The organism is Arenimonas soli (genome assembly GCF_014643775.1).
Lineage (GTDB): Bacteria > Pseudomonadota > Gammaproteobacteria > Xanthomonadales > Xanthomonadaceae > Arenimonas > Arenimonas soli.
The window spans coordinates 503,027-518,269 of sequence record NZ_BMKC01000003.1 but is presented as its reverse complement, the minus strand read 5'-3'; the positions used below and the strand labels follow the sequence as shown (position 1 = coordinate 518,269).

Below are 15,243 nucleotides of genomic sequence, written 5' to 3'. Positions count from 1 at the left end.
ACGAATCAGGCCGACTTCAACGTGCCCTTGGGCAGGACGGCGGTGATGGCGCCCCGCTGGACCTTGATGCTGACCTTGTCGGCGACTTCGACGGTGACGAAGGATTCGCCCAGGTCTTCGATGCGGCCGGCCATGCCGCCGCTGGTGAGGACCTCGTCGCCCTTCTGGAGCTTGGCGATCAGTTCGCGGTGTTCCTTGGCCTTCTTCATCTGCGGGCGCAGCAGCAGGAACCAGAAGACGACGAACAGGAGGATGAGCGGCAGCAGGCTCATCAGGGGGTTGCCTTGGGCGGCGCCGCCGGCCTGGGCGGCCGCGGGTGAAACCAGGAAATCGAGCAGGTTCATGGACTTGCGTATCCGTTGGAAAAGGCCAGCGGGCAAGTATGCCACAGGCGCCCCGGGGGCCTGGGGCCCTGGGAGTCAAGCCACCTCCCGCGGGAGGGACTTCCGTCCCGAGGCCCTTGGTCTTGGCCTTCGGCCAAGTGTCGCCCCCGCTCGGTTCGCGGGTGGAGGCAGCGTGCAGTCGCCCTGTCCGACACGCCGTGAACCCATCCATGGGGGCTTCTCGTCGACATCCATGTCTCCGAGAGTCGGCCAGGGCGACTGCACGCTACCTCCTGGAATGAGCGTCGGGGCCGCCAGGAGATCAACAGCGCAACGCGCGCCCGCGCCGCAAGCTCTGGGCATCGCCCCGATTTGCCGGGGAGCCGCTCTCCCATCGGCCTCCACGTGGCGTTGAGGAGGTGTCGCGTCTTCGCCCCGGCCGACCTTCGGAGACATGGATGTCGACGAAGAGCCTACATGGACGTACTTGCGGCGTGTCGGCCGGGGCGAAGACGCGGCGCCTCCACTCGCGGCAGCTGCGACTAAGGCGCCTTGCTTGGCCGAAGGCCAAGACCAAGGGCCTCGGGACGGAAGTCCCTCCCTTAAGGCTAAAGATTCGCGCCTGAAGGCGCTGCTACAGGGGAGGGGCGGGCTGGGCGGCGCGGGCGGCGTGGAAGGCGGCGCGGAAGTCCTGGAAACGGCCGGCTTCGATGGCGGCGCGGATGTCGCGCATCAGCTGCTGGTAGTGGTGCAGGTTGTGGATGGTGGCCAGCATCGAGGCCAGGATTTCGTTGCAGCGCTCCAGGTGGCGCAGGTAGGCGCGCGAATAACCACTGCGGCAGGTATAGCAGTTGCAGCCTTCCTCGATCGGGCGCAGGTCCTTTTCGTACTGCGCGTTGCGGATGCGCACCTGGCCACCGCGTACGAAATAGTGGCCGTTGCGCGCATTGCGGGTCGGCATCACGCAGTCGAACATGTCGATGCCGCGCGCCACCGCCTCCACGATGTCCTCGGGCTTGCCCACGCCCATCAGGTAACGCGGCTTGTCGGCCGGCAGCTGCGGGCACAGCGCGTCGAGCGTCGCGTCGCGCTCCTCGGGCGGCTCGCCCACCGCCAGCCCGCCCACCGCATAACCATCGAACCCGATGTCCACCAGCCCCGCCGCCGAGCGCGACCGCAGCTCCGGCCAGGTCCCTCCCTGCACGATGCCGAACAGCGCCGCGTCGTTGCCCTCGTGCGCCCGCTTGCTGCGCTCGGCCCAGCGCAGGCTCAGCTCCATCGACGTGCGCGCCACCGGCTCGGTCGCCGGGTACGGCGTGCATTCGTCGAAGATCATCACGATGTCCGAGTCCAGCGCGCGCTGCACCTGCATGCTGACCTCGGGCGACAGGAACACCTTGGCACCGTCGGTCGGCGAAGCGAAGGCCACGCCTTCCTCGCTGATCTTGCGGCGCTTGGCCAGCGACCACACCTGGAAACCGCCGCTGTCGGTCAGGATCGGCCCGTTCCACTTGCAGAAACCGTGCAGGCCGCCATGCGCCTGGATCACCTCCATGCCCGGCCGCAGCCAAAGGTGGAAGGTATTGCCCAGGATGATCTCGGCGCCGATCTCGCGCAGGGTTTCGGGCAGCATCGCCTTGACCGTGCCGTAGGTGCCCACCGGCATGAAGGCCGGCGTTTCCACCGTGCCGCGCGGGAAATGCAGGCGGCCGCGGCGGGCCAGGCCGTCGCCGCCGAGGTGTTGAAAGCGCATGCGGCTCACTCCGCGCCCTCCGGGAACAGCAGCATGGCGTCGCCGTAGCTGAAGAAGCGGTAGCGCTCGCGCACGGCGTGGGCGTAGGCGGCCAGCACGCGCTCGCGCCCGGCGAAGGCGGAGACCAGCATCATCAGCGTGCTTTCCGGCAGGTGGAAATTGGTGACCAGCGCATCCACGGTGGTGATGCGGTGGCCCGGGAAGATGAAGATGTTGGTGTCGCCGGCGTAGGGCCTGAGGCCGCCGTCGCGGGCCGCGGTTTCCAGCGCCCGCACCACCGTCGTGCCGACCGCCACCACCCGGCCGCCGGCGGCGCGGGTGCGCGCCACCTGCTGGCACAGTTCGGCGCCAACATTGAGCCACTCGCTGTGCATCTTGTGTTCGCGCACCGACTCCACGCGCATCGGCTGGAAGGTGCCCGCGCCCACGTGCAGGGTGACGTGGCCGAAGTTCACGCCCTTGCCCTGCAGCGCCGCCAACAGCGGCTGGTCGAAGTGCAGGCCGGCGGTGGGCGCGGCCACCGCGCCGGTGTGGCGGGCGAACAGGGTCTGGTAGCGCTCGAGGTCCTCGCGGCCGGCCTCGCGCTGGATGTAGGGCGGCAGCGGCATGCGGCCGGCGCGCAGCAGCAGTTTTTCCAGCGGCTCGTCGGTGAGGAAGCGCAGGCGGTAGAACTCGCCATCGCGGCCGATCACCTCCAGCACCGTGCCTTCGTCGAGCGTGATGCGGCCACCGGGCTTGGGCGACTTGCTGGCGCCGACCTGGGCCAGCACCTCGTGCCCGCCCAGCAAGCGCTCGAGCAGGATTTCCACGCGGCCACCGCTGTCCTTGATGCCGAACAGGCGGGCCGGGATCACCCGCGTGTCGTTGAACACCAGCAGGTCGCCCGCCTGCAGGTAGTCCGGCAGGTCGCGCACCTGGCGATCTTCATAGGCGCCCTGCCCCGGCGGCACCACCAGCAGGCGGCTGGCGGAACGTTCGGCGAGCGGCGCCTGGGCGATCAGCTCGGGCGGCAGGTCGAAATGGAAATCGGACTTCTTCAAGGCGGCGTCGGGGCGTGGCGGGCCGGCATTATCGCCCAATTGGCGCGCGCGGCCCCGCCCCGGCAGCTACAGCCAGCCTTTGGCGCGGGCGCTGCGGTAGGCCTCGATGCGGTTCTCGGCGCCGAGCTTGCCGATCGCTTCGGACAGGTAATTGCGCACCGTGCCCTGGCTCAGGTGCAGGCGGTCGGCGATGTCGGCGGTCTTCACGCCCTCGCCGGCCAGGCGCAGCACCTGGCGTTCGCGTTCGGTCAGCGGGTCGTCCTCGCCCCAGGCGGCGACCGCCAGCTGCGGGTCGATGGCGCGGCCACCGGCATGCACTTCGCGCAGGGCGCGCGCCAGTTGGGCCGAAGGCGCGTCCTTCAGCAGGTAACCGCGCACGCCGGCCTCCAGCGCCCTGCGCAGGTAACCGGCGCGGGCGAACGTCGTGAGGATCACCACGCGGGTCGGCAGCTGCGCGGCCTGCAGCTTCAGGGCCAGGTCCAGGCCGGTCAGGCCGGGCATTTCGATGTCGGTGACCAGCAGGTCGGGCTGGTGCGCCTGCACCGCCTGCCAGGCGGCGTCGCCGTCGCCGGCTTCGGCCACGACCTGCAGGTCGGGCTCCAGGCCCAGCAGCGCGGCCAGCGCGCCGCGCACCATGCCCTGGTCCTCGGCCAGCACCAGGCGGATCACGGGTTCGGCCCCTGCAGGGCCGGGCGCGGCAGGCTGAGCACCAGGCGGGTGCCGGAGCCTGGCGTGGAGTCGTACTGCAGGCCACCGCCCAGGGCGACCAGGCGTTCGCGCATGCCGGCCAGGCCGGTATTGGGTTCGATGGTACCGCCGCGGCCGTCGTCGCTGATCAATAGCTGCACGCCGCCGGCATCCGCGCTCAGTTCGACGTCCACCCGTTGGGCCTGGGCGTGGCGCAGGATGTTGGTCACGGCCTCGCGCAGTCCCAGGGCCAGCACCGACTCGGCCTCGGGCGATAGCGCCACCGGCGCGATGCGCTGGTCCAGCCGCACTTCCGCCGACAGCAGGGCCAGCCGCGCCGCCGCCAGTTCGGCCTCCAGGCCGGTGGCGCGGATGCCGGCCACGGCCTCGCGCACCTGCGCCAGCGCCTTGCGCGCCACCGATTCGACCTCCGCCATTTGGGCCTTTGCCTCCAGCGGGCTGCGATCGACCAGGCGGCCGGCCAGTTCGCTCTTGATCGCCACCAGCGACAGGGTGTGCCCCAGCAGGTCGTGCAGGTCCCGGCCGATGCGTTCGCGCTCGGCCATGGCGGCCAGGCGCGCGACTTCCTGCTGGGTGAGCCGAAGCTCGGAATTGCGCCGGGATCTTTCCCGCGAATACAGGGTGCCCGCCAGCACCAGCCCGCCGACCACCGCGGCCATGCCGGCCCAGGCCACGGCCAGCCGCACCGTCGGCATCACCCACCAGAACTCCGCGGCCAGCAGCGCGACCAGCGCCGCCGCCACGAGCGCTGCGATGCGCGGGCGGAACGACCAGCCGGCCATGGCGCAGGCGTAGATGAGGAAGGTGTTGCCGCCGGGGTTGTAGGGCACCAGGCCGTAGCCAACCAGGGCCACGGCCAGCACCAGCCAGGGGCGGACCGAGGACGATGAGTGGTAGAAGCCAAAGTGCAGCGGCAGGAACACCGCGATCGCCAGTGCGCTGGCCAGCAGCGCGCGCATCGGGTCCGGCAGGAAGGCCAGCGGCACGAACACGAACAGCAGGTAGGCCAGGGTGACCCAGGGGCTGTCGTGGATGTCGTCGCTGCGACTGGGCGGCGGCGCCGATTCGTGGTGGGCCAGGCGTTCCATCAGGGGCGACCTTAGCCGATTCAAAGCCGGCGCATGCGGTACGCCGCCAGCGCCAGCAGCGCCACCGTCATGCCGGCCAGCACGACCGCGTGCAGGCCGTAGTTCACGCCTTGAATCTGGCCGATCACGCCCAGGGCCATCTGCGCCAGGTGCCAGGCCGGCCAGACCACCGCCAGCTTCTGTACCAGCACCGGGAAGGCGAACAGCGGCATCCACAGGCCCGACAGCACCGACATCGGCAGGTAGACCAGGTTGACGATGGCCACCGCCGCCTGGCCCTTGACCAGGGTGCCGATCAGCAGGCCCAGCGCGCAGAACGGCGCCGTGCCCAACAGCAGCACCGCCACCAGCTTCAGCCAGACCACCGGGTCGACGCGCACGCCGCCGAAACCGATGGCGGCGATGGACAGCAGGCACAGCACCGCCAGCCCGAACACCAGGCTCATGAATATCTTGGCCAGGAAATAGGCGAAGGCCGGCATCGGCGACACGCGCTTGAGTTCGAGCCAGCCGTTCTCTCGCTCGATCGCCAGGCCGACGCCGAAGCCGAACAGGGCCGGGCCGATCACGCCGAAGGCGCCATAAGTGGCCAGCAGGTAGGCCGACTTCTGGTAGTCGCCCCACTGCCCCGGCAGCAGGATCGCGAAAAGCACGTAGAACACCACCGGGAAGGCCAGCGACGGGATCGCGAAGGCCGGGGTGCGCAGCACGCGCAGGAATTCGAACCAGGCTTCCAGCGCCTGGATGCGCCACAGCGAAGGCGCGGCGTGGGCGAGCGTGTTCATGCGGTTTCCTCCATCGAAGACTCGGCGGTAAGCGAAAGCACGGCGTCCTCGAGCGGCAGGGGCCGCACCTCGAGGTCGGCAAGCGTGGTGTCGGCGGCCAGCCAGCGGCGCAGCAGGACTTCGGTGTCATTGCTCACCAGCTCCACGCGGCCTTCGTGTTCACGTGCGCTGGCCACGCCCGGCCACTGGCGAAGGTCGGCGGCGGCCAGGCGGCTGCGCGCGCTGATGCGTTTGCCCTCGGCGCGTGACTTGATCTGCGCAGGGCTGCCTTCGGCCAGCACCCGGCCGCCGGCCATCAACACGATGCGCTGGGCCAGGGCGTCGGCTTCTTCCAGGTAATGGGTGGTGAGCACGATCGCCGTGCCCTCGTCGCGCAGGCGCCGGATGACCGCCCAGAATCCGCGGCGCGCTTCGACGTCCAGGCCGACCGTCGGTTCGTCCACGAACAGCAGCGGCGCGCGGCCGCAGATCGCCAGCGCAAACTGCACGCGCCGCTTCTGCCCGCCCGACAGAGCGCCATAAGGGCGGCGCGCCAGGTCGGTAAGCCCGGCCAGTTCAAGGGTTTCGTCCAGGTGCCGCGGCGCCGGGTAGTAGCTCGAGTACAGGCGGATGTGTTCGGCCACGCGCAGGGTGTCGGGCAGGTCGCCGTCCTGCAGCATCACGCCGATGCCCCGGCGCACCTCCGGGCGACGCGGGTCCTGGCCGAACAGTTCGACCGTGCCGGCATCGGCGCCGATCCGGCCGGTCAGCAGGCCCAGGGCCGTGGTCTTGCCGGCGCCGTTCGCGCCCAGCACGGCCAGCACTTCGCCGGCACGCACGACCAGGTCGACCCCGGCCAGGGCCTGCACCGGGCCATAGGATTTCCGGGCACCGGCGAGGCGGGCCAGTACGGGGCGGGGAAGGGTGGAAACGGACATGGCGGGCTCCTTGGTGGCCTGCCCGCAGTCTCCGGCGCCGGCCCCGGCCGGAGCAGTGGCGGTCATCAGCCAGGCCGGGTGACAGCTGTCATCCGCGACCCGGAAATTCAAACGCCCGGGGGTTACGCGGCCCCGGGCGCGGTGGTAATATCGGCCACAAGTCTTTGATTTTCAACGCAAGACCCGACGCGCGAGGGCCCACCTCGCGTTTTGTTTTGGGTCCGGAGAACGCCATGAACGTGATCGAAATCCTCGCCCCGCTGCGCAAGCACGCCGGCACCGTCCGCACCCCCGGTCTCGACGACGAAAGCCTGCTCAGGCTCGCCGGTCGTTTCCCCGAGCTGGTGGAAGCCGCGAAGGCCGCCGTGGAAGCGCACGACGCGATCGCCGCGGAGTTCGCCGACCTGCTCGACCTCGACGAACAGGCCCAGGTGGAAGCCGTGCAGGGCAACTTCGTCAACTTCTACCCCGACGACGCCATCAACCCCTACGTCGCCCTCGCCGCGCGCGGCCCCTGGGTGGTCACGCTCAAGGGTGCGGTGGTCCACGACTCCGGTGGCTACGGCATGCTGGGCCTTGGCCACACGCCGGCGCCGCTGCTGGCGGCGATGTCGCGGCCGCAGGTCATGGCCAACATCATGACGCCGTCGCTGTCGCAGCTGCGCGCCGCGCGCGCCCTGCGCAAGGAAATCGGCCACACCCGCGGCGACTGCCCGTTCGCGAAGTTCCTGTGCCTGAACTCGGGTTCGGAATCGGTGTCGCTGGCCGGCCGCATCGCCGACGTCAACGCCAAGCTGCACACCGACGCCGGTGGCCGCCACGCCGGCAAGCGCGTCAAGCGCGTCGCGGTGAAGGGCGCCTTCCACGGCCGCACCGAACTGCCGGCGCTGTACTCCGATTCAAGCCGCAAGACCTACCTGCAGCACCTGGCCAGCTACCAGCACCACAACGACCAGCTGCTCATCGTCGAACCCTATTCCATCGAGGGCCTCAAGCAGGTCTTCGCCGACGCCGACGCCAACGGCTGGTACATCGAGGCGATGTTCCTGGAGCCGGTGATGGGCGAAGGCGACCCGGGCCGCGCCGTGCCGCCGGAGTTCTACGCCGCCGCGCGCGAACTGACCAAGGCCCACGGCACCCTGCTGCTGGTCGATTCCATCCAGGCCGGCCTGCGCGCCCACGGCGTGTTGTCCATCGTTGACTACCCGGGCTTCGAAAAACTCGAGGCACCGGACATGGAAACCTATTCCAAGGCGCTCAACGGCGGCCAGTACCCGCTGTCGGTCCTGGCCGTGAACGAACGCGCCGCCGGCCTGTACCGCAAGGGCGTGTACGGCAACACCATGACCGCCAACTCGCGCGCGCTGGACATCGCCGCGGCCATGCTCGACGCCCTGACGCCCGAGCTGCGCACCAACATCCGCGAACGCGGCCAGGAATTCCTGGACAAGCTGGCCAAGCTGCGCGACGAACTGGGCAATGGCCTGATCACCAAGGTCCAGGGCACCGGCCTGCTGTTCTCCTGCGAACTCGACCCGTCGTACAAGTGCTACGGCGCCGGTTCGACCGAAGAATTCATGCGCGAGCGCGGCATCGGCGTCATCCACGGCGGCACCAACTCGCTGCGCTTCACGCCGCACTTCGGCGTCACCAGCGAAGAAGTCGACCTGGTCATCGACCACATCCGCATCGCCCTGCTCAAGGGCCCGCGCAAGACCCAGGCCGCCGCTGCCTGATTCCTCCGGGCGCGGCGAAATCCGCCGCGCTCAGATCCCCGCCGCCCGGCGCCACAGCAGCTGGGTCAGCGGCGGGATGCGGCCGGCGAGGCCCAGGACGTGGCCGCGCAGCAGGGTCGGCAGCATCGCGTCGTTGCTGAAGGCGCGGTTGATGGTTTCGAAGGAGTAGGCCGCCAGCGTGTTTTCGCTGCGTCGCGTGCGCGCCCAGCGTGCCAGGCGGTGCGGGCTGGCGAAGTCGCTGCCGCGCGCCTGTGCCTGCCGCCACGAGGCGCGCAGGGCCGCGACGTCGCGCAGGCCCAGGTTCACGCCCTGCCCCGCCAGCGGATGCACCACGTGCGCGGCGTCGCCCGCCAGCGCGACGCGCCCGGCCACCTGCGCGCTGGCCAGCTGGCGGCGCAGCGGGAAAGCCGCGCGCGCCGACACCGAGGTCACTTCGCCCAGGCGCGCGTCGAAAGCCCGCGTGAGTTCACGGCGGAAGGATTCTTCATCGGCATCGAGCAGGCGCTGCGCCTCGGCCGCCGGCAGGCTCCAGACGATCGAACAGCGCCCGTCCGCGCACGGCAGGAAGGCCAGCGTCCCGGTCGTCAGGAACCGCTGCCAGGCCGTGTCCTCGTGCGGACGCTCGGTGCCGACGTAGGCGACCAGGCCACGCTGCCCGTAATCGTGGGCATCGGCATCGAGGCCGGCGCAGGCGCGCACTTTCGAGGCGGCGCCGTCGGCGCCCAGCACCAGCCGCGCGTGCAGCACGGTGCCGCTGGCCAGCCAGACCGCGGCCAGGTCGTCCTGCTGTTCGATCGACTCAAGCTTGTCGGGGCAATAACGGTGGATGCCGGCTTCGCTGGCGCAGGCCGCCCACAGGCGGTCGACCAGCAGCGCGTGTTCAACGATGTGGCCCAGCGCCGGACGGCCGAAGGCGTCGGCGTCGAAGCACAGCTCGCCGCCGCCGGCCGCGTCCCAGACGCGCATGCGCCGGTAGGCCATCGCACGGCTAGCGCGGATGTCGTCCCAGACGCCCAGGTCCGCCAGCAGCGCGGCATTGTCCGGCGCGAAGGCATAAACACGCAGGTCCGGTGCGTCGGCACTCCAGGCCGGCGGCGCATGCGCTTCGACCAGGGCCACGCGCAGGCCGTCGCGCGCCGCCGCCAGCGCGGCCGCCGCGCCAACCACGCCGGCACCGACCACGATGAGGTCGAAGGGATCGCGCCGGCTCATGCGGTCGGCCTCGACAGGGCCGGCACCTGGCCGCGGTAGCCCATCGCGCCGGCCGCCAGCGGCGCCGCCAGCCCCGGCACGTGGCCAAGGGCCAGCAGGCCCAGCGAACGCAGCACGTGCATCGGGAAACCGTCGTTGGCGGTGGCGCGCGCCAGCCCGTCGCTGAAGGCCAGGGTGCGCTCGCGGTCCTCGCAGCGCGCCTGCGCATAGTCGGCCAGGCGCGCGGCGTCGCCCGGGTCGCCACCGTCGAGCCGCTGGGCCAGGGCCAGCGCATCGCGCAGCCCCAGGTTGAAGCCCTGGGCGCCGATCGGGTGGATCGACTGTGCGGCGTTACCCATCAGCACCGCTCGTGGCGCGACCAGACGGTCGGCGACGATGCGCGCCAGCGGGTAGCCGCTGCGTTTGCCGACCCGGCGCACACGGCCGGCGCGCCAGCCGAAGCGCTGCTGGAAATAATCGGCGTAGGCGGCGTCGGAAAGCGCCAGCACGGCGTCTGACTGGTCGCGCGCGACCGCGCAGATCGCGCCGTAGTGGCCGCCGGCCATCGGCAGCAGCGCCACCGGCCCCTGGTCGGTGAATCGCTCCCAGGCGGTGCCGTCCGGCGCCCGCTCGGTGGCCAGGCTGCACACCACCAGGGTTTGTCCGTAATCGTGTTCGCTGGCGGCGATACCCAGGGCGGTGCGCGCCAGCGACCGGCTGCCGTCGGCGGCGACCAGCAGGCGCGTGCGCAGCTCGCGGCCACCGGAGGCCGGGTCGAGCCGCACGCGCGGGCCATCGGCATCGGGCTTCACCTCAAGTACGGTCGCGGGGCGATAACGCTCCAGTCCCTTCACGGTGGCCAGGCGCGATTCCAGCGCCTCGCCCAGTTCGCGGGCGAGCACCACGCCGCCGAAGGCTTCGTGGCCCATCTCGGCGGCTTCAAGGCGCACGGCGCCGAAGTCGCCGGCACGACTGACGTGCACGCGCCGGATCAGCGCCGGCGGCGTGGCCAGGCGCGGCAGCACGTCAAGCGCCGACAATGCATTCAGGCTGGCCGCGGCCAGCGCCAGCTTGCGCTCGTCGAAACCGGGCGCGCCCGCCGCCGGGGCGCTGGCCTCGACCTGGCCGACACGCCAGCCGCGGCCGTCGAGCGCACAGGCCAGCGCGCTCCCCACCAGGCCGCCGCCGAGGATGAGGATGTCGTGGTCGAAGCCGTCGTCGGATGACATGCCGCGCATGATACCCGCCCGGGACAAGCGCCCGGCGATGGCCGGGCACTTCCGCTAGAATGCCGGCCTGGCCGTTGCCTTCCGGAATCCTTAGCCCATGACCTCGAACACCCGCTCCCGCCTCGCCGTCTTCACCGCGCTCGCCCTGCTGATGGCCGCCACGCGGCTGAACCATTTCGGCATGGTGCCCGACGCGTCCTGGGCGGTGTTCGCGCTGGGCGGCTTCTACCTGGCCGGCAGTGTGCGCTGGGCCTTCCCGGCGCTGATGGTGCTCGCCGTGGCCGTGGACTACGTGGTCATCACCGGCACCGGCGCCAGCTTCTGGAGCCATTACTGCGTGTCCCCGGGTTACTGGATGCTGCTGCCGGCGCACTTCGCGCTGTGGGCGGCCGGCGCCGGCCTGCGCCGCTTCGGCCAGGACAAGCCACTGCGCCAGCTGGCCGGCCTGGCGCCGGCGCTGCTGCTGGGCGTGGCGGTTTGCCACCTGTTCGCGCAGGGCGGTTTCTACTGGCTGTCCGACGCCGTGGCCAACCCCAGCGTCGCCGGCTGGGCGAAAAACTATGCCGACTGGTTCATGCCCTACCTGGGCACCACCGCCCTGTACGTGGGCCTGGCCGTGGTCGCGCATGCGCTGGTAAGCCTGCTGCGCCGTGCCGGCGCCGCCAGCGCCGGCAAGCTGGCCGACTGACCCGGTCATGGGCAACCGCCTGTCAAAGATCTACACCCGCACCGGCGACGACGGCAGCACCGGCCTGGGCGACGGCACCCGCGTGGCCAAGGATTCGGCCCGCGTCACCGCCTACGGCACCGTCGACGAGGCCAATTCGGCGATCGGCATCGTGCTGGCCTGCGACATCCCCGACGACATCCGCCAGGTGCTGGTGTCGGTCCAGCACCAGCTGTTCGACCTGGGCGGCGAGCTTTGCATCCCGGGCCACGCGGCCATCCACGATGCCGACATCGACCGGCTCGAAGCGCAGCTCGACGGCTTCAATGCCGACCTGCCGCCGCTGAAGGACTTCATCCTGCCCGGCGGTGGCCTGCCGGCCGCGCACTGCCACCTGGCACGCACGATCTGCCGGCGCGCCGAGCGCGAAACGGTGACGCTGTCGCACCACGACGCGGTGCGGCCGCAGGCCATCCGCTACCTCAACCGGCTCTCGGACCTGCTCTTCGTGCTTGCCCGGGTGCTGGCCCGCGCCAGCGGCCACGGCGAGACGACCTGGAACCACGAGCGCCGCAAAGGCTGAGCGTGCTGCTCTATACCCATCCGGCCTGCCTTTCGCACGACCCCGGCGCCGGGCACCCTGAATGCCCTGCGCGGCTCGAAGCCGTGCTGCATGCCGTGCGCGCCGCCTACCCGGCCCTGCCCTGGCGCGAGGCACCGCCCGCCAGCCGCGACGCCCTGCGTCGCGTGCACGCACCGGCGCTGCTGGCCGAGGTGCTGGACGGCGACAACTCCGGCCCGCGCCGCCTGGACGAGGACACCGCCATGTCGGCCGGCTCGGCCGAAGCCGCCCTGCGCGCCGCCGGCGCCGGCGTGGCCGCCGTGGACGCGGTGATGGCCGGCGAAGGCCCGCAGGCCTTCTGCGCCGTGCGCCCGCCGGGCCACCACGCCACCCGTGGGGTCGCCATGGGCTTTTGCCTGTTCAACTCGGTGGCGGTGGCCGCCGCGCATGCCGTGCACGCGCACGGCCTGCACCGGGTCGCCATTGCCGACTTCGACGTGCACCACGGCAATGGCAGCCAGGACATATTCGCCGGCGACCCGCGGGTGATGTACCTCAGCTCGCACCAGTCGCCGCTCTATCCCAACACGGGCGACCCGGCCGAACGCGGCGTCGGCAACCTCGCGAACGCCACCCTGGCGCCCGGCGCCGACAGCAAGGCCTTCCGGGCCGTCTGGCAGGACCTGCTGCTGCCGCGCCTGGAGGACTTCCGCCCGCAGCTGCTGCTGGTTTCCGCCGGTTTCGACGGCCACCGCCTCGACCCGCTGGCCGACCTGGCGCTGGAAGCCGACGACTACCGCTGGCTGTCGGCCGAACTGGCCGCCCTGGCCGGCCGCCATGCCGGCGGACGCCTGGTGTCGCTGCTCGAGGGCGGCTACAGCCTGTCGGCGCTGCGCGCCTGCAGCGTGGCCCATCTGCAGGGCTTGCTCGACGCCGCCTGAACCCGGCAACACGGCCCGTGTTGCCCCGCCCGGCGGCATGGGCGAAGCTATCGCGTCTTTTCCCCGGAAGTCCCCGTGCGCCGCCCAGCCCTTCGCCTGCTCCCGATCTGCCTGGCCATGGCCTGCGCCGCCCGCGCCCAGGACCCCGCCCCGCCCGCCTGGGAGTTCTGTCCCGACACCGGCACGCTGCCGCTGTATCGCCCGCTGCCGGCCGAAGGCGAGGCACCGGCCAACCCGCCGACCGACGTCAGCGCCCTGCACCTGGACGTCAGCGAACAGGAAGTGACGGTGCTCACCGGCGAGGTCGAGCTGCAGCGTGGCGACCAGTGGCTGGGCACCGAGAAGCTGACCTACGACCACGGCAAGGAAACCTTCCGCACCGGAGGCCCGGCCCGCTACCAGGACCGCGGCCTGCGCCTGCGTGCGGCCGGCGTACAGGGCGACCAGCGCAGCGACGTGGTGCAGCTGCAGGACGTCGAGTACCAGTTCAACACCCAGGCCGGCAACGGTCGCGCCGACAGCATCGAACTGCGCGGCGAAGAAGGCACGCTCACGGGCGCCAGCTATTCCACCTGCCCGCCGGCACGGCGCCAGTGGGAATTCCGCGCCAGCCGCATCGACGTGGACCAGGCCGAAGGCATCGGCACCGCACGCAACGCCACCCTGCGGGTCGGCGGCGTGCCGCTGCTGTGGCTGCCCTGGGTGCGCTTCCCCATCGACGACCGTCGCCGCACCGGCCTGCTCAGCCCGACCATCGGCCACGACGACCGCAACGGGTTTGAGTACGAGCAGCCGATCTACCTGAACCTGGCGCCGAACTACGACGCCACCCTGTCGCCGCGCTGGCTGTCCGACCGCGGCCTGATGCTGGGCGCGCAGTTCCGCTACCTGGGCCGGCGCGACGCCCGCGGCGAGCTCGAAGGCACCTGGCTGCCCGACGACGACCTGACCGGCAACGACCGCGGCGTGCTGCACTGGCGCCACTTCGACCGCCTGGGCCGGCACTGGAGCCTGCGCGCCAACATCAACCACGTCAGCGACGACGACTACTTCACCGACTTCGGTGATTCCCTGCCCAATTCGACCATCACCCTGCTCGAGAGCTCGCTGGGCCTGTTCGGCCGCGGCCGCGGCTGGGACGCGAGCCTCCAGGTCCAGCGCTGGCAGATCGCCAATCCGCTGCTGCCCGACTCCGCCACGCCCTACCGGCGCCTGCCCGAGGCGCGCCTGCAGTGGTCCCGGCCCTTCGCGCGATGGATCGAAGCCGGCGTCGATGCCGAAGCGGTGCGCTTTGACTCCGAGTTCCGGGATGGCGGCAACCGCCTCGACCTGACGCCCTGGGTGGAACTGCCCTTCGGCGGCGCCGCCTGGTTCGCGACCCCACGCCTGGCCTGGCGCTACACCGCGTATTCGCTCGACCGGTCGCTGGTTCCGCCGGGGGGTGACGACAACCCGGACCGCAGCCTGCCGGTGATGAGCCTGGACATGGGCGCGTTCTTCGAGCGCGAGTTTACTTTCGGCGACGGCAACTACCTGCAGACCCTCGAGCCCCGGCTGTACTACCTGAACGTGCCTTACCGCGACCAGGACGACCTGCCGCTGTTCGACGCGCGCCCGCTCACCTTCTCCTGGCCGGGCCTGTTCCGCGACAACCGCTTCGCCGGCGCCGACCGGGTCGGCGACGCCGACCAGGTCACCGTGGCGGTCACCAGCCGGGTGCTCGATGCCGGCGACGGCCGTGAGCTGCTCAGCGTCGGCCTGGGCCGCATCCATTATTTCGAGCCGCCGCGCGTGGATTTCCGCCGGGGATCGCTGCCGCCGGAGGACGGTTCTTCCTGGGTCGCCGAGGCCAGCCTGTCCCCGAGCAGCCGCTGGTCGCTGGGCCTGGCCCACCAGTGGGACCCCGACGGCAAGCGCACCGAGCTTTCCGCCGTGCGCGGCCAGTGGCGCTTCGGCGAACGCGGCCTGGTGAACGCCGCCTACCGCTACCGCGCCGACCTCATCGAACAGACCGACCTGTCCTTCGTGCTGCCGGTCCACGACCAGTGGACGCTGCTGGGCCGCTGGAACTACTCGCTGCGCGACCGCCAGAGCCTCGAGGCCCTGGCCGGCGTCGAATGGAAGAGCTGCTGCGTCGCGGTCCGGGTGCTGGGCCGCCGCTACCTGCGTGAATTCAGCGACGAGCAGAGCACCGGCATCTATCTTGAGATCGAACTGAACGGCGTCGGCAGCTTCGGCCGCAACACGGGCCGCCTGCTTGATGATGCTATTCTTGACTATTCCCGTTGATACCCGTGGCGCCG

Annotated in this window: 14 protein-coding genes; 5 read left to right on the top strand and 9 right to left on the bottom strand. The window is 71.1% G+C overall.

The features are described 5' to 3' along the window. Window positions 1–5: 5 nt before the first annotated feature. The 7 genes from yajC to IEX13_RS13045 all read right to left on the bottom strand — a co-directional run bounded on the left by yajC (window position 6) and on the right by IEX13_RS13045 (window position 6,614). Complete coding sequence (yajC, locus tag IEX13_RS13075; protein ID WP_188665208.1) at window positions 6–344, bottom strand: preprotein translocase subunit YajC; 339 nt, start codon at window positions 342–344, stop codon at window positions 6–8. A gap of 613 nt (window positions 345–957) precedes the next feature. Continuing rightward, a complete protein-coding gene (gene tgt / locus IEX13_RS13070) occupies window positions 958–2,085 on the bottom strand; it encodes a tRNA guanosine(34) transglycosylase Tgt (protein WP_188665206.1) in 1,128 nt (375 codons plus the stop codon). Continuing rightward, the gene (gene queA, locus IEX13_RS13065) at window positions 2,082–3,116 is read right to left on the bottom strand and encodes a tRNA preQ1(34) S-adenosylmethionine ribosyltransferase-isomerase QueA (protein ID WP_188665204.1); all 1,035 of its coding nucleotides are present in this window, start codon (window positions 3,114–3,116) and stop codon (window positions 2,082–2,084) included. The genes tgt and queA overlap by 4 nt, the downstream gene beginning before the upstream one ends. Window positions 3,117–3,182: 66 nt before the next feature. Further along, a complete protein-coding gene (locus IEX13_RS13060; RefSeq protein WP_188665202.1) occupies window positions 3,183–3,785 on the bottom strand; it encodes a response regulator transcription factor in 603 nt (200 codons plus the stop codon). Next, window positions 3,782–4,912, bottom strand: coding sequence for a sensor histidine kinase (locus IEX13_RS13055; protein ID WP_188665200.1), 1,131 nt, complete (start codon window positions 4,910–4,912; stop codon window positions 3,782–3,784). The genes IEX13_RS13060 and IEX13_RS13055 overlap by 4 nt, the downstream gene beginning before the upstream one ends. A 20-nt stretch (window positions 4,913–4,932) precedes the next feature. After that, window positions 4,933–5,697 carry an ABC transporter permease gene (locus tag IEX13_RS13050; RefSeq protein ID WP_188665198.1) on the bottom strand — a complete coding sequence of 255 codons (765 nt, stop codon included), beginning with the start codon at window positions 5,695–5,697 and terminating at the stop codon, window positions 4,933–4,935. Beyond that, window positions 5,694–6,614, bottom strand: coding sequence for an ABC transporter ATP-binding protein (locus tag IEX13_RS13045; protein WP_188665194.1), 921 nt, complete (start codon window positions 6,612–6,614; stop codon window positions 5,694–5,696). Before IEX13_RS13045 ends, IEX13_RS13050 begins: the two co-directional genes overlap by 4 nt. 233 nt (window positions 6,615–6,847) lie before the next feature. On the opposite strand from IEX13_RS13045, the gene IEX13_RS13040 reads away from it, so the two are divergent. After that, entirely contained in the window at window positions 6,848–8,350 is a 1,503-nt protein-coding gene (locus tag IEX13_RS13040) for an aminotransferase class III-fold pyridoxal phosphate-dependent enzyme (protein WP_188665191.1), read from the top strand. 30 nt (window positions 8,351–8,380) lie between these two features. On the opposite strand, the gene IEX13_RS13035 is transcribed toward IEX13_RS13040, so the two are convergent. Both IEX13_RS13035 and ubiH read right to left on the bottom strand, forming a co-directional pair. Then, window positions 8,381–9,562 carry an FAD-dependent oxidoreductase gene (locus IEX13_RS13035; RefSeq protein ID WP_188665188.1) on the bottom strand — a complete coding sequence of 394 codons (1,182 nt, stop codon included), beginning with the start codon at window positions 9,560–9,562 and terminating at the stop codon, window positions 8,381–8,383. Next, window positions 9,559–10,770 (bottom strand): 2-octaprenyl-6-methoxyphenyl hydroxylase, encoded by a 1,212-nt coding sequence (ubiH, locus tag IEX13_RS13030; RefSeq protein WP_188665185.1) that lies wholly within the window; start codon window positions 10,768–10,770, stop codon window positions 9,559–9,561. Before ubiH ends, IEX13_RS13035 begins: the two co-directional genes overlap by 4 nt. Before the next feature lie 97 nt (window positions 10,771–10,867). On the opposite strand from ubiH, the gene IEX13_RS13025 reads away from it, so the two are divergent. The 4 genes from IEX13_RS13025 to lptD all read left to right on the top strand — a co-directional run bounded on the left by IEX13_RS13025 (window position 10,868) and on the right by lptD (window position 15,229). Continuing rightward, on the top strand, window positions 10,868–11,458 hold the full coding sequence (locus IEX13_RS13025; RefSeq protein ID WP_188665183.1) for a hypothetical protein: 591 nt from the start codon (window positions 10,868–10,870) through the stop codon (window positions 11,456–11,458). A 7-nt stretch (window positions 11,459–11,465) separates the two neighbouring features. Beyond that, window positions 11,466–12,020, top strand: a complete 555-nt coding sequence (locus IEX13_RS13020; protein WP_188665180.1) for a cob(I)yrinic acid a,c-diamide adenosyltransferase — start codon at window positions 11,466–11,468, stop codon at window positions 12,018–12,020. Window positions 12,021–12,022: 2 nt separating this feature from the next. Next, the gene (locus IEX13_RS13015) at window positions 12,023–12,940 is read left to right on the top strand and encodes a histone deacetylase family protein (RefSeq protein ID WP_188665178.1); all 918 of its coding nucleotides are present in this window, start codon (window positions 12,023–12,025) and stop codon (window positions 12,938–12,940) included. 75 nt (window positions 12,941–13,015) lie between these two features. Continuing rightward, the gene (gene lptD, locus IEX13_RS13010) at window positions 13,016–15,229 is read left to right on the top strand and encodes an LPS assembly protein LptD (RefSeq protein WP_188665176.1); all 2,214 of its coding nucleotides are present in this window, start codon (window positions 13,016–13,018) and stop codon (window positions 15,227–15,229) included. Window positions 15,230–15,243 lie beyond the last annotated feature (14 nt).

Bases quoted from the DNA above. Each gene is read 5' to 3' on its own strand.
- yajC (WP_188665208.1), bottom strand. From the start codon at position 344: ATGAACCTGCTCGATTTCCTGGTTTCACCCGCGGCCGCCCAGGCCGGC.
- IEX13_RS13055 (WP_188665200.1), bottom strand. From the start codon at position 4,912: ATGGAACGCCTGGCCCACCACGAATCGGCGCCGCCGCCCAGTCGCAGC.
- IEX13_RS13050 (WP_188665198.1), bottom strand. From the start codon at position 5,697: ATGAACACGCTCGCCCACGCCGCGCCTTCGCTGTGGCGCATCCAGGCG.
- IEX13_RS13045 (WP_188665194.1), bottom strand. From the start codon at position 6,614: ATGTCCGTTTCCACCCTTCCCCGCCCCGTACTGGCCCGCCTCGCCGGT.
- IEX13_RS13040 (WP_188665191.1), top strand. From the start codon at position 6,848: ATGAACGTGATCGAAATCCTCGCCCCGCTGCGCAAGCACGCCGGCACC.
- IEX13_RS13035 (WP_188665188.1), bottom strand. From the start codon at position 9,562: ATGAGCCGGCGCGATCCCTTCGACCTCATCGTGGTCGGTGCCGGCGTG.
- ubiH (WP_188665185.1), bottom strand. From the start codon at position 10,770: ATGTCATCCGACGACGGCTTCGACCACGACATCCTCATCCTCGGCGGC.
- IEX13_RS13025 (WP_188665183.1), top strand. From the start codon at position 10,868: ATGACCTCGAACACCCGCTCCCGCCTCGCCGTCTTCACCGCGCTCGCC.
- IEX13_RS13020 (WP_188665180.1), top strand. From the start codon at position 11,466: ATGGGCAACCGCCTGTCAAAGATCTACACCCGCACCGGCGACGACGGC.